The sequence below is a fragment of the Psychroserpens sp. genome (genome assembly GCF_034670085.1).
Taxonomy (GTDB): domain Bacteria; phylum Bacteroidota; class Bacteroidia; order Flavobacteriales; family Flavobacteriaceae; genus Psychroserpens.
Map to the genome: position 1 here is coordinate 698,225 of NZ_JAXMOD010000001.1, position 13,178 is coordinate 711,402.

Here is a 13,178-nt window from a genome sequence, read left to right on the forward strand (position 1 = left end):
GGATTAAATTTTTATAATCTCAATAAGCCTTGAATTTAAATTTGAGGCTTTTTTATGTAAAAGGATGTCGTTCTTCCCAGTCTCTTACTGGATTAGCATATTTAACAACCAATTTTAAAACCGTATTGGCTATAATATTATTTGTATGTTTTAAATAAATATACATATCAAAAGGTTTTGCGCCAATAGAACTTTTTATTTCCATAGCTGTTCGAGCAAAAACAACATGTTTAAACTGGTTTTGAATTCCGAAAGAAGCCATATCAAATAACATATTAAGATACATTTGATATTGATGTTGCAACTCTTGATTATAACCTAAAAAATAAGTTTCAAGTTTGTCATAATTTTTAATGAAAGAATAAAAGCCAATGAGCTTTCCCTCTAAAAAATAACCATAAATTTTAAAATCGTCTTTAAGTTCTTTTTTAAGTTGGTAGAAATGGTTTTTGTGTAATTTGAATGAATTAACACCTGCATTATCAGATACGTTTTCATATAAATTGTAAATCTCGTTAGAAAAATGCTCTACATCATCTAATTTGAACTCTTTACATTCAATGTCCTGACTTTTTTTACGGGCAGTTCTATAACGTCTTCTGTATTTCTTATTAAAATCTGCAATATATTTTTCAGGTGAAGACCAGTTACTACTTGCTTCAAAAATCATATTTGGTTGCACTTGAGCCTTGTATAAGTTTTGATTTCGAAAGAACTTATTGCTAGAGTGAAATGAATCATCTTCGAAATAATCTTTAAAACCTATTATTCTTATTTTTTTGTCAAATTGATCTCTGATTAATAGGGTAAGTGCGTCTAACCCCTTAGATACTTGGCCCAAAAACACATCCTGAGAGATAGATTCTGAATTAAAATATAAACCATGCTGACCTGTATGCATTAGGTTTCCCACTATTAAAGCGTTGCCTTTAACAATTTTTGAAATAAGAACCTTTCCGCAGCGTTTAAAAAATTGATTAGACGTTTTCCTAAACACATCATCAAAATACATTTCTACACGTTGAATAATAGCAATTCCAACCAAATCTTCGAAATTAAAAACCCCTAAGAAATAGGTTGAAATATTAGCAGGACTTGAATCCTCTAAAGCTTTCAAAAAAGGAGTTTTTAAAAACGTATCCTCAATAGGAAGTCCATCCCAAGATTCGGGTAAGTCTGATGTAGAATGATATAATTTAAAGTGCGTCAAGGCGATATAATAAAAAGACTGATAACATAATGTTATCAGTCTTTTATACTTTAGTTATGTTACAAAATTAAACCCAACCACAAATGATTGCTCCCATAATGGTAAGAGCAACAGTCCAGTAGCCTGAATTAATAAATATTAGTTTCCAGCTCTTACGTTCAAACATTGCGTTAGTAGCTATAATTGGAAAAACTATAAAGATTCCAGCTAGTAAACCATGTAATGCTCCATGTTTAAACGTTCGAAAATGTGTTCCGTAATCATCCATAAAAGCTTGATACGAAGGCAAAATTCCTTCTGCCAATGGATCTCCTCCAATCATTCCTAAGGCGCCTAATTGATGAATCGTTAAAAATTGAGTGAAAAAAGACAGTAAAATTGAAAAGACAAATGACAAGCCAAAAATGACAGCCATATTTCCGCCTTTGATTTTTTCTTCTGTCATTCCTGATTCTCTCATCCAAGAATTTTGAAACAACATTGGTCCATACCAGAGAAAACCTAAAACCATTGGTACTACCGCAGCAACAAGCACTGCTAAAAAATTAATTTCCATGATGTAATTTGATTATAGTTAGTATGCTAAATGTACAAAAAAACCTCAAAGAAGATTCTTTGAGGTTGTTAAAACTATCTTATTTCCAGTTACAAAGCTTTTGCTTCTGCAACTAATATCTCATTTTTATCTTCCAATGCTTTTTGAACAAACGCATTAATATCTTCGTTACGTTCTTGTCCGTTTTTAAGTAAAACGCTTAAGCTAATCATGACTGCAATTCGTGTCCCAACTTTTTTAGCAGCTGTATTAAATAGCGGCTGTAAGTCCTCGTAGCTCACATCTTCTGCTAATTTTAAAATTTCTGCTTTAGACTTTTCTTGTTTAGCTTCGGGTAAATTTGTGTATTTCTTGCCTAACTGCTTAATCACTTCTATAGCTGGACGCTTTTGCTGTGGTTGCTGAGGCTTGTTTTGATTTTGTTGTGGCTTTGGTTTTTGTTTTGCCCATGAATCTCTTAATCCAACCGTTTTATTAAACACTAAATGTTCAGGTTTAGAATCGTCATCAACATTAAAATATCCGAGACGTTGAAATTGAAAACGCTCACCTACTTTAATATTGGCTAAGCTTGGCTCTACAAATGCTTCAATAATTTTTAAGGAATTAGGATTAATAAATGCCATGAAATCTTTGTCCTGATGGCTATCTGGAGCCTCATCAACAAACAGTCTATCATATTCTCTAACTTCAGCTTTTAATGCGTGTTTTATGGAGACCCAGTGTAAGGTGCCTTTAACTTTCTTTTCGGTATCTGTCGAATACGTACAATGGATTTCTGTAATGTTACCGTTCGCATCTTTTACTACATTTTCAGCTTTAATGATATATGCGTTTTTTAAACGAACTTCACCACCTAGTTTTAATCTGAAGAATTTATTGCTTGCTTCTTCTTTAAAATCTTCGCGTTCAATAAAAAGTTCTTTTGAAAATGGCACCTTTCTAGAACCTGCACTTTCATCTTCCGGATTATTTTCAGCATCAAACCATTCCTCTTTATCCTCTGGATAATTTGTAATTACTAATTTTACTGGGTCTAAAACAGCCATAACTCGTGGAGCTGTTTGGTTCAAATCTTCTCTAATACAAAATTCTAATAGTGAAACATCAATCACATTTTCGCGCTTTGCAACACCAACTTTATCGATAAATTGACGTATAGAATTTGGCGTATAACCACGTCGACGTAATCCAGAAATTGTTGGCATTCTCGGATCGTCCCAACCAGAAACATGGCCTTCTTCTACTAATTTGAGCAATTTTCGTTTACTCATAATCGTATAGCTTAAATTCAATCGCGCAAACTCACGTTGTTTAGGAAGCATAGGAAGCGCATCTGACGCATAACCATAAACATGTTCCTTAAACCAGTCATAAAGCTCTCTATGAGGCTTAAATTCAAGTGAACATAAAGAATGTGAAATTTGTTCGATGTAATCACTTTCACCATGCGTCCAATCATACATTGGATAAATACACCACTCATTTCCAGTTCTATGGTGATGTTTCTTTAATACGCGATACATAATAGGATCTCGCATCAACATATTGGGATGTTGCATGTCTATTTTAGCTCGAAGAATATGCGAACCTTCATCAAATTCACCTTGTTTCATGCGCTCGAACAAATCGAGGTTTTCTTCTACGCTTCTATTGCGATATGGGCCTTCAACACCAGGTTGCGTTGGTGTTCCCTTTTGTTCGGCCATGGCTTGACTTGACTGAGAATCTACATAAGCTTTTCCGTCTTTAATTAGTTGAATTGCCCAATTATACAGCGTGTGGAAATAATCTGAAGAATACAATTCATTTGCCCATTGGTAACCTAACCATTTAATATCGCGTTTTATAGCATCAACATATTCCTGTTCTTCTTTTGCTGGATTGGTATCATCAAAACGAAGGTTTACGGGTGCATTATAAGCTTCACCTAAACCAAAACTAATTCCGATGGCTTTAGTGTGACCAATATGTAAATAACCATTAGGTTCAGGAGGAAAACGAAAACGCAGCTTATCTTTTGGTAAACCATTTGCTAAATCCTCTTCTATAATGTGCTCAATAAAATTAAGCGATTTTGTTTCTTCAGACATGTTTTTAAAATAATAGGCAAAGTTATTAAATAATAGTGTAATATATTTGCTTTAAAATAGAATGCTTTGGGAATAATTAAAGTTGAAAATATCCGAGTATATGCCTTTCATGGTTGTTTAAAAGAAGAAACTAAAATTGGTAGTGATTATCGCGTCGATTTAGAGATTAAAGCTAATTTAAAGACCTCTTCAGAATCTGATGAATTAGCAGATACTGTTGACTATGTCCTTTTAAATAAAATTGTAAAAGAAGAAATGCAACTGCCATCAAAACTTTTGGAAACAGTTGCAAAACGTATTTTAAAGCGTATTTTTATAGAAGATTCATTAGTTAAAAAAGCGACTGTTAGTGTGAGTAAACTGAATCCTCCTATTGGTGGCGATGTTGAAATGGTAACGATAAAAATGACCGAAAGACGAAAAAAGTAAGTGTTAATAGTGTAAAATGGTTATTTTTTTTACATTTGCTGACTCGCTAGGAATAACGAGAAATCTTTTTAATAAGATATTAAAGGCGTCTTGGCCGAGTGGCTAGGCAGAGGTCTGCAAAACCTTCTACAGCGGTTCGAATCCGCTAGACGCCTCAAAAGAAAAGAGATACTTTACGGTATCTCTTTTTTGTTTTAAATTTTTTATAAAAAATTAAGTAAAGCCTAGGTTCTTGTAACAACAACATAATCTACAATAAGTGTTAGGCAAAGAAAAAGTATTCCCAAGGTGAATAATAACGCGCCATAAGGCCAATGCTGAATTTTAAACAGTGTGCCAAAACCAAGACAACAAATTGTTATTATTATTAAGGCATAATACAAGAATTTAGTGGTTTTATTTTCTTTTAATATTCTATTGCCAAAATATGACAACCCTTCTTCAATAAGCCACCATATAAACAAAATCATCAATACTATTTCAAAATAATATGAGAGATTAAAAAGATGAAGTGCTTGATTGACATAGCTAATAACCCATAAAACAACCAAGCCCAATTTAATATAATCTATCCTTACTTTTTCTTTTTTATATATAAAACGGATTGTGTATAAAATCAGAATTGCACAACTTCCAATGCTCATTAATAGATTTGAATAAGGCCAATGCATAATTTTAAAAAGCGCACCAAAAATTAAAGTAATAAGTGCAAACCTAAGAGGTAATGTTAAAATTTTTGTACTTGATTTTTTCACTGAATTTTTATTAAAAATTAATTAAACCAAACCGCATAGCGTTGTCGTCTTAACTCTAAAGCTAGTGTTTCTTCCATTTTTAAGGCATCTGCTCTAGTTTGTAGAGGTGCAATATGATTATAAAGGCTTGGTCTTAAATACGATCCGTATTTTTCGACAATATTTGAAGATAATTTATAGCCTTTTTTATTTCGGTAACCCGTCTTGTGTTGCTCAAAACGCTCTTTTGGTGTTTTGCTAGTCATACCAACATAGAGACATTCTAGAACGCCGTTAAATTGCGGATTAGCCTCTCTAAATTTTCGGTTTTCAGAAAATACCCTTTTAGATAATTCGACGACGTAAATACGATATTCGGTTTTAGGCATCTGCTAGTTTGAATTATAAACGATGTTCAATTTCTTCTTGAAGGCGTTCTTTTCCAGCAGGAAATAAACCTTGCACCAATAATAATACACCAAAACCAAGTACCACTAAAGCAATTATTTTTTTGGTTTTGTAGATAAGACGTGGCGTTAATTTGTTTTTTAATCGTTTAGCGACTGCAATTTTAACTAAGTCTGTTAAGAAATAAACAGTTAACATGGTCACAATAAAAACAGTTACCCCGTTTTCAGATTCTGTAATTGAACTACCAATAACGATAAAACCTAACCATCCTAAAAGCACACCAATATTAATAAAATTTAGCAAAAACCCTTTAATGAACAGCTTACCAAATTCATTTTTTTGAATCTCCACTTTATGATATTCTCTAACAATAGATCTGAATGATTTAGAGGTTTTTATAAAGGAAATAACTCCATAAACAACTAACAAAACACCGCCAAAAATTAAGAAGTTTGGATCGTCTTTTATTTTATCAATAAGTTTATTGGTGCTGTAAAATGCTAAAAGAATAAAGACAATATCTGCTACTATTACGCCTAAATCAAAAATTAAAGCGCTTTTAAATCCTTTAGTTGCACTAGTTTCGAGCAGTACAAAAAATACTGGTCCAATAGTGAAGGCAAGGATAATTCCGAAAGGAATTGCTGCTAAAATATCATCAAACATAATAGGAAATAGCTTTCCTACAAAGCTAATAAAAAAAGATGCTAACTCAACTTAATCGAATGAGGATTAGTTCATTCGTTTAATACGACCACCAAAGGTTGTGCTTTCTTTAATATGTTCTGGGTTACCGTAAATAAATACATCACCTCCAGCAACTACCTTAGCATTAACTTTTTTTGAAGCATGAACATCAGCCTCACCAGCTGCTTTAATATGTACAGTTGTGTTCTTGGTTTCGAAAGATTTACCCTCATAAATACCACCTGTATTTAAAGTAATTTCTTGAGAATCAGCTTTACCTCTAGTTTCAATAATACCTCCTGTAACCGCTCTAATATCTACTTTTTTAACATCTAATCCAATTTTTAAATGCGCACCTTCTTGTGCTCTAAGTTCAATATGATTTTGCGTAATTAATTCATTTGAAGAAATATATGCGCCTTCATTACCATCGATAACATTCAGTTTCGTGTAATATACAGCCACAAAAGTTTTGTCGCCATTAAATGTTTTATCAAATTTCATTCTAATTTTAAGCTTTCCGTCTTTATTGATCACTTCAACATCTTCAATATCGTCTCCTGTGATTTCTACTTTATCAACATCTGATTTAATTAAGTTAACTTCTATTAAGTCGTAAACTTTGACTTCGGAAAAATCACCAACGCCTTGTTCTTTTGGGTTTTGTGCAGTTAATATAGATGTTACTACAAATAATGCAATAGCTAAAATAGTTCTCATTTGAATATAATTTTATGTTTATTTCTTGCTTCTGTAATTAAAGAGTACACAGAAACAAAAATGTTACAGTTTATAAATAATTGAGACAACTAAGCAACAGAAACAGCTGTTCCTGTAACTGAAACCATTGCGTAATTACTTGTGGTTAGTTCTATTTCAACTTTAATTCCTACGACAGCATTTGCTCCTAATTTTTTTGCGTTTTCCGTTAATGATTGAAACGCTTTTTCTTTTGTGGCATCAATACTATCCTGAATTGATTTATAATACTTTGACATACTAAAACCCATTGATAATTTTCCATCATGAATAGAAACACCTGTTACAATGCCTTTATAGTCTGATATTTTAAATCCTTCTATGCTATTTGTAGTGGTTAGAATCATAATACTTATTTTTTCTTGTTGGTGTGAATTTTGTTAAAATTGTTACACTTAAAAAATTATGAGATGCTGAAATAAATTTAGCATGATTCACAAAAAATCTAATAAAAAATGAGATTCCTCCTCATGCTTCGTTCGGAATGACAACTTAAGCTAAATCATTAAATATACGATTAGTTGCGTTAAGGATGGCAGTGGCATCCTTTTGGTTTTTACCCAAAAGATATAACGGACAGCCTGACCTTTAGGTAACGCCAAAAAAATTCTCTTTACAATAGTCTTTGATTTCGACTGCACTCAATCTGACAGAAATTACTAAAAATTAATCTTCTATATGTTTACCAATCAAGGTGAAATCTAGATGTTTTTTAACTAAATCGGTGTTTTTAACCTTTACAACAACCTCATCACCAAGTTGATACATGGTTTTAGAATTTTTACCAATCAATGCATAATGGTCTTCATCAAACGCGTAATGATCATCTTTCATATCTCTAACACTGACCATACCTTCGCATTTATTTTGGATGATTTCTACATAAATTCCCCAATCTGTAACGCCTGAAATTACACCTACAAAATCTTCATCTTTATGATCTTCCATAAATCTGATCTGCATGTATTTAATAGAGTCACGTTCAGCTTTAGTGGCTAAATATTCCATTCTGCTAGAATGATTACACTTTTCTTCATAAACCTCTGCATTAGCAGAATTTCCGCCATCAAGATAGGTTTGTAATAAGCGATGTGCCATGACATCTGGATAACGACGAATTGGTGACGTGAAATGACTGTAATAATCAAATGCTAATCCGTAATGACCAATATTGTGTGTGGAATATTCGGCCTTACTCATGGTTCGAATAGTTAAAGTATCTACTAAATTTTGTTCCTTTTTACCACTAACGTCTTTTAATAAATTATTCAACGATGAAGACACGCTTTTGCGATCTTTAAAATTGAGTTTATAACCAAATCGACCTACAACATTTTGCAATGCCGCAAGTTTACTATCATCAGGTTCATCATGTATTCTATATACAAAGGTTTTCTTTTGTTTTCCAACAAATTCACCCACTTTCTTATTTGCTAATAACATGAACTCTTCAATGAGTTTATTAGCGTCTTTACTGGTTTTAAAGAATACACCAATTGGATTTGCAGCTTCATCTAAATCGAATTTTACTTCAACTTTATCAAAAGAAATCGCTCCAGAACTCATCCGTTTGCGACGCATTATTTTGGCGAGCTCGTCCATTTTTAAAACAGCATCTGCTACAGCTTGATCGGCTTTATACGGTTTTCCTGTTAAAGATACTTCTTTTGGAATATCGTTAGTTTTAGATTCTATAATTGCTTGCGCTTCTTCATAAGCAAATCGCGCATCAGAATACGTCACTGTTCGTCCGAACCATTGATCTTTAATTTCTGCTTTTTCATTCATCTTGAACACTGCAGAAAAGGTATATTTTTCTTCGTGTGGACGTAAAGAACAAGCTCCATTTGATAAGATTTCTGGAAGCATTGGCACTACTCTATCTACTAAATATACTGAGGTTGCACGTTCATAAGCTTCATCATCTAAAATGGTACCTTCTTGTAAATAGTGAGAGACATCAGCGATATGAATTCCTATTTCATACAAGCCGTTATCTAAGACTTTAAATGATAAGGCATCATCAAAATCTTTAGCATCTTTTGGATCTATGGTAAAAGTTAAATCTTTACGCATATCACGTCGTTTTGCAATTTCTTCTTTTGTTATTGATGTATCTATTTGATTTGCGAATTCTTCAACCTCGTGAGGAAATTCTAGTGGTAAACCATATTCTGCAAGAATGGCGTGAATTTCGGTACTGTGTTCTCCTGGTTTTCCAAGCACTTTAAGTACACGACCGTTTGGAGAATCAGCTTTTTCTGGCCAATCTTCGAGCGATACTAATACTTTATCACCATCTTCAGCCTTATTTATTTTATTAATTGGTACAAATATATCAGTATACATTTTGTTTCCATCAGGCACTACAAACGCAAAATTTTTCTTTTCATGTATTTGAATTACGCCAACATACTCGCTTTTAGCACGAGTAATAATACTAGTAATTTCACCTTCTAATTTACCGCGTTTACGACGTTTATAGGCATAAAATTCGACCTCATCTCCATGAAGGGCTTTATTCATATTATTTGAAGCAATGTAAACATCATCTTCAAAATCGTCACTAATAATATAACCAGATCCTCTAGATGCCATATCTACACGTCCTGTATGGTATTCGGTATTGACAATGGCTTTAAATTTACCACGATCTATTTCTTCAATCTCTTGCTTTGCTTTGAGTTGGTGAAGTTTCTTTATAATTTGATTTCTGCTACTTGCGTCATTAACACCAAGTATAGCAGCGATTTGTTTGTAATTAAAAGTTTTGTTTCTTTCTTTTTTTAAAATACTTAGAATTGTATTTGTAAGATTTGGAATCCCTTTATTGGATTTCTTTTGTTTTCGTTTTGTCATTTAATTTGTAATCATTTTCATTTCCTAAAAGTGTTAGGAATTCTTTATTATTCAACTTAATAGAAGGAGAAGAGAAGGTATTAAGTTTCTGCAAATCTACGGTTTAATTATTTAATCGTGTTTTGTTAGTGTTAAATTAATAAAAAAGTGATGGTTATTTTTAATTCATAATTCATAATAACTTAAAATAAACACTTATCAACATATATATACATATTATCATTTTTCTTTTAAAATTTAAAAAAATAAATGATGGTTATTATAGTCTGTTAATAGTTGCTATAACTTTATGATACTTTGTTTTGATATATAACTTATATAATTCGATGAATAAGTAATGAACATGAATTTTATATCTAAATATCTCATTTTAAAGCATATTTATAAAGCTATTAACAGCTGTTCATAACCCATGTTGACAACGCATATTTAATAAGTATTTAATGTTTTTATGTTGGTATCTCAGTATTTGGATGCTCATAACTTCGCTACAAAAAACAGTTAACTTTTTAGGTGATTTCATTTTAGTTTTGGTTTGGAAAAATTCTCTTATAATCCTAATAAAAGTTTTAAGTATTTAAGATAAGATATGAACAAGTAATGAGTTCAAATCATAGGACTAGTTAACAATGCTTCGTCACCAAGAATTCTAGCTCAATTATAAACTTAGGTATTATGAATAACTATGTGTTTTATCCTTCGGATTATTTATAAGCAATTATTAACTTTATACTTTTAAACAACACTTCATAACTATGACTATTTCTATAGGTAACGATCACGCAGGAACAGAGTATAAACAAGCTATAAAAGCACATTTAGAGGCTAAAGGTATTACAGTTAATAACTACGGAACAAATACAAATGATAGTGTTGATTATCCAGATTATGTGCATCCTGTTGCTGAAGATGTCGCTCATAAAAAAGTCGATTTTGGAATTCTAATTTGCGGAAGTGCTAATGGTGTTGCTATGACTGCAAATAAACACCAAAAAATTAGAGCTGGTATTTGTTGGTCAAAAGAAATTACAGAACTCACAAGACAACATAATAATGCTAATATATGTTGTATTCCTGCGCGTTTTACAGCTGTACAACAAGCGATTCAAATTGTAGATACTTTTTTAAATACAGAATTTGAAGGCGGACGTCATCAAAACCGCGTGGACAAAATACCAGTGAAATGCTAAAAAATGGGCCATTCACATTCTCATAAGCACTCGCATTCACAAGTAAAAGATAGAAATTTAGTAATTTCTATTCTATTAAATATTCTAATTACGGTAGCACAAGTTATTGGTGGTATTGTTTCTGGAAGTTTAGCTTTATTGAGTGATGCACTTCATAATTTTAGCGATGTTATTTCGCTTGTGGTGAGCTATATAGCCTCAAAACTATCAAGGCAAAAAGCATCAATTCATCGTACTTTTGGTTACAAACGTGCTGAAATTTTAGCAGCATTTATAAATGCTTCAACGTTAGTAATTGTTGCTGTTTTACTAATTATAGAAGCTATTAAACGGTTTAAAACCCCTGAAACTATTGAATCAAATTTAGTTATTTGGTTGTCTTTAATTGCTATTCTAGGCAATGGATTAAGTGTTCTTTTGTTAAAAAAAGAGGCGGAGTCCAATCTCAATATGCGTTCGGCATATTTACATTTATTAACAGACATGATGGCTAGTGTTGCTGTATTAATTGGTGGTTTATTGATGAAGTATTATCAATTATTTTGGGTAGATAGTGTGTTAACATTTTTAATTGCTCTGTATTTGATTTGGGTAGGATATGATCTTCTAAAAAAATCCACTAAAATTCTTATGCTCTTCACACCAGAACAAATTAATATTAAAGAAGTGGTTAGAGTGGTTAATAAATTACCAAGAGTTAATAAATTACATCATGTTCATGTGTGGTGCCTAAATGATGATGAATTGCATTTGGAAGCGCATTTAGATTTAAAAGAAAATATTAGCATAAATGAGTTTGATAACGTTCTTCGTGATATAGAAACGTTGTTACATGATATGTTTGATATTAACCATGTTACCATTCAACCAGAATTCAATAAAACTGATTCTAAAGATGTCATTGTACAGGATTAAAACATTATGATGGATATAAAAATAAAAACCTTTCAAGAATTAACAACTCAAGAGCTGTATGATCTACTTCAACTAAGAAGTGAAGTTTTTGTTGTGGAGCAAGATTGTGTGTATCAGGATATCGACGGAAAAGATCAAAAGGCAATACATGTTATAGGTTATAAAGGTAAAAACGTTGTGGCTTATACCAGACTTTTTAAACCAGGTTATTATTTTGAAGAAGCAAGCATTGGTAGAGTAGTGGTTAAACATTCTGAACGCCATCACCAATATGGTTATGATATTATGAACGCTTCAATAGAGGCGGTTAAAAATTATTATCACACTGATACCATTAAAATATCGGCACAAACGTATTTAAAACGTTTTTATAATAATTTAGAGTTTTTTGAAGTAGGAGAGGAGTACCTTGAAGATGGTATACCTCACATTGCCATGCTTAGAAATTAATTTCGTTGACTTGCAGTTCCTACATAAGTCACTAAAACCTCAACACGTCGGTCAAATTTTGGTTCACCTCCTAAAGGAAATTTACGTCGCATACCAACGTATTTCATTCTGCGTTTATCAACTCCTTTTTTAGCTAAATAATCGTAAATAAATTTTGCTCTTGCTACCGAAAGATTCCGTTTTTTAGTTTGTCTGTCAATAGCATCTCTACTATTTTGGGTACAACATACATGACCTTGAATGGTAAAATAGATGTCTTTTCGCTCTAAGAGTGCTTGAGCTAAACTCTCAAGAGTTGATTTAGATTCAGGTAATAATTTACTATAACCAGTCTTAAACAGGATATTATCTAAGGTAAATTTATCACCTGCTTTTAATTCGCCTTTTATTATATCTTCAACTTTGCGTTTTTCGGCAACAACTTTTTTAGTTCGAGGCGGACTATAAGGTTCAACAATAATTTCAACCTTTCTATTAAGTCCTCTAATTTTGTGAATATCCTCTTCTTTAACCAGTTTTAAAAGCACCTCACCTTTTCCATCAACATTAGTTATGATGGATTCGTCAAATTCATTATTAGAAAAAATAGTTTTTATCCCGTTAGCTCTATTTTGTGATAGAACTAAATTGTATGAATCACTACCTCTATCATCAGTAAACCCATAAATAGATACTTTCTTTATGTCAAGACCTTCAATTTCAGATAAGAATAAAAGCAACCTATAGTGTTCGGTTGGAGGCACTTCAAATTGATCGGTTTCGAAATACACCTCATGGGTTTTAATTTTTGTTTGGGCCAACAAAAACGAACTTAAGAATACTATTATAAGTGGTATTTTCTTCATACTGTAATTACAACCGAATTTCTAATATAGTCTATTTTGA

14 protein-coding genes and 1 tRNA gene are annotated in these 13,178 nt (G+C 32.0%); 5 read left to right on the plus strand and 10 right to left on the minus strand.

Annotated features, from left to right (window positions below; translation table 11 throughout):
• Positions 1 to 52: 52 nt before the first annotated feature.
• The 3 genes from VOI25_RS02970 to VOI25_RS02980 form a co-directional block, all read right to left on the minus strand.
• On the minus strand, positions 53 to 1,210 hold the full coding sequence (locus VOI25_RS02970) for a GNAT family N-acetyltransferase (protein ID WP_323787465.1): 1,158 nt from the start codon (positions 1,208 to 1,210) through the stop codon (positions 53 to 55).
• A 67-nt stretch (positions 1,211 to 1,277) separates the two neighbouring features.
• Entirely contained in the window at positions 1,278 to 1,766 is a 489-nt protein-coding gene (locus VOI25_RS02975) for a DUF1761 domain-containing protein (protein WP_323787466.1), read from the minus strand.
• Positions 1,767 to 1,855: 89 nt separating this feature from the next.
• Positions 1,856 to 3,859, minus strand: a complete 2,004-nt coding sequence (locus VOI25_RS02980; protein ID WP_323787467.1) for a glutamine--tRNA ligase/YqeY domain fusion protein — start codon at positions 3,857 to 3,859, stop codon at positions 1,856 to 1,858.
• Between the two features lie 66 nt (positions 3,860 to 3,925).
• Here VOI25_RS02980 and folB point away from each other — a divergent pair, with 66 nt between their 5' ends.
• Together folB and VOI25_RS02990 are read left to right on the plus strand one after the other, a co-directional pair.
• Positions 3,926 to 4,288, plus strand: a complete 363-nt coding sequence (gene folB, locus VOI25_RS02985) for a dihydroneopterin aldolase (protein WP_323787468.1) — start codon at positions 3,926 to 3,928, stop codon at positions 4,286 to 4,288.
• Positions 4,289 to 4,372: 84 nt separating this feature from the next.
• Positions 4,373 to 4,443, plus strand: a tRNA-Cys gene (locus VOI25_RS02990).
• Positions 4,444 to 4,512: 69 nt separating this feature from the next.
• Here VOI25_RS02990 and VOI25_RS02995 read toward each other — a convergent pair.
• The 6 genes from VOI25_RS02995 to rnr form a co-directional block, all read right to left on the minus strand.
• A complete protein-coding gene (locus VOI25_RS02995) occupies positions 4,513 to 5,043 on the minus strand; it encodes a GldL-related protein (protein WP_323787469.1) in 531 nt (176 codons plus the stop codon).
• A gap of 17 nt (positions 5,044 to 5,060) precedes the next feature.
• Positions 5,061 to 5,411, minus strand: coding sequence for a ribose-5-phosphate isomerase (locus tag VOI25_RS03000; protein ID WP_323787471.1), 351 nt, complete (start codon positions 5,409 to 5,411; stop codon positions 5,061 to 5,063).
• A 13-nt stretch (positions 5,412 to 5,424) separates the two neighbouring features.
• On the minus strand, positions 5,425 to 6,099 hold the full coding sequence (locus tag VOI25_RS03005) for a LysE family translocator (protein ID WP_323787472.1): 675 nt from the start codon (positions 6,097 to 6,099) through the stop codon (positions 5,425 to 5,427).
• A gap of 66 nt (positions 6,100 to 6,165) precedes the next feature.
• Complete coding sequence (locus VOI25_RS03010; protein WP_323787474.1) at positions 6,166 to 6,840, minus strand: head GIN domain-containing protein; 675 nt, start codon at positions 6,838 to 6,840, stop codon at positions 6,166 to 6,168.
• 89 nt (positions 6,841 to 6,929) lie between these two features.
• Complete coding sequence (locus tag VOI25_RS03015) at positions 6,930 to 7,226, minus strand: YbjQ family protein (protein ID WP_323787475.1); 297 nt, start codon at positions 7,224 to 7,226, stop codon at positions 6,930 to 6,932.
• Between the two features lie 319 nt (positions 7,227 to 7,545).
• Complete coding sequence (rnr, locus tag VOI25_RS03020) at positions 7,546 to 9,738, minus strand: ribonuclease R (RefSeq protein ID WP_323787476.1); 2,193 nt, start codon at positions 9,736 to 9,738, stop codon at positions 7,546 to 7,548.
• Positions 9,739 to 10,493: 755 nt separating this feature from the next.
• Between rnr and rpiB the strand changes: the two genes are divergently transcribed.
• Genes rpiB through VOI25_RS03035 form a run of 3 tightly spaced genes read left to right on the plus strand, consistent with a single transcriptional unit; the run spans position 10,494 to position 12,293 of the window.
• Positions 10,494 to 10,928, plus strand: coding sequence for a ribose 5-phosphate isomerase B (rpiB, locus tag VOI25_RS03025; protein ID WP_323787477.1), 435 nt, complete (start codon positions 10,494 to 10,496; stop codon positions 10,926 to 10,928).
• 3 nt (positions 10,929 to 10,931) lie between these two features.
• On the plus strand, positions 10,932 to 11,843 hold the full coding sequence (locus VOI25_RS03030) for a cation diffusion facilitator family transporter (protein WP_323787478.1): 912 nt from the start codon (positions 10,932 to 10,934) through the stop codon (positions 11,841 to 11,843).
• Between the two features lie 6 nt (positions 11,844 to 11,849).
• Positions 11,850 to 12,293, plus strand: coding sequence for a GNAT family N-acetyltransferase (locus tag VOI25_RS03035; protein WP_323787479.1), 444 nt, complete (start codon positions 11,850 to 11,852; stop codon positions 12,291 to 12,293).
• Here the strand turns inward: VOI25_RS03035 and VOI25_RS03040 are convergent.
• A complete protein-coding gene (locus tag VOI25_RS03040) occupies positions 12,290 to 13,138 on the minus strand; it encodes an OmpA family protein (protein WP_323787480.1) in 849 nt (282 codons plus the stop codon). The genes VOI25_RS03035 and VOI25_RS03040 overlap by 4 nt on opposite strands.
• Positions 13,139 to 13,178: the final 40 nt, after the last annotated feature.

What these genes read in the sequence shown, in the direction of transcription:
- VOI25_RS02975 (WP_323787466.1), bottom strand. Translation starts at nt 1,766, where the DNA reads ATGGAAATTAATTTTTTAGCAGTGCTTGTTGCTGCGGTAGTACCAATG.
- VOI25_RS02980 (WP_323787467.1), bottom strand. Translation starts at nt 3,859, where the DNA reads ATGTCTGAAGAAACAAAATCGCTTAATTTTATTGAGCACATTATAGAA.
- VOI25_RS03000 (WP_323787471.1), bottom strand. Translation starts at nt 5,411, where the DNA reads ATGCCTAAAACCGAATATCGTATTTACGTCGTCGAATTATCTAAAAGG.
- VOI25_RS03005 (WP_323787472.1), bottom strand. Translation starts at nt 6,099, where the DNA reads ATGTTTGATGATATTTTAGCAGCAATTCCTTTCGGAATTATCCTTGCC.
- VOI25_RS03010 (WP_323787474.1), bottom strand. Translation starts at nt 6,840, where the DNA reads ATGAGAACTATTTTAGCTATTGCATTATTTGTAGTAACATCTATATTA.
- VOI25_RS03015 (WP_323787475.1), bottom strand. Translation starts at nt 7,226, where the DNA reads ATGATTCTAACCACTACAAATAGCATAGAAGGATTTAAAATATCAGAC.
- rnr (WP_323787476.1), bottom strand. Translation starts at nt 9,738, where the DNA reads ATGACAAAACGAAAACAAAAGAAATCCAATAAAGGGATTCCAAATCTT.
- rpiB (WP_323787477.1), top strand. Translation starts at nt 10,494, where the DNA reads ATGACTATTTCTATAGGTAACGATCACGCAGGAACAGAGTATAAACAA.
- VOI25_RS03030 (WP_323787478.1), top strand. Translation starts at nt 10,932, where the DNA reads ATGGGCCATTCACATTCTCATAAGCACTCGCATTCACAAGTAAAAGAT.
- VOI25_RS03035 (WP_323787479.1), top strand. Translation starts at nt 11,850, where the DNA reads ATGATGGATATAAAAATAAAAACCTTTCAAGAATTAACAACTCAAGAG.
- VOI25_RS03040 (WP_323787480.1), bottom strand. Translation starts at nt 13,138, where the DNA reads ATGAAGAAAATACCACTTATAATAGTATTCTTAAGTTCGTTTTTGTTG.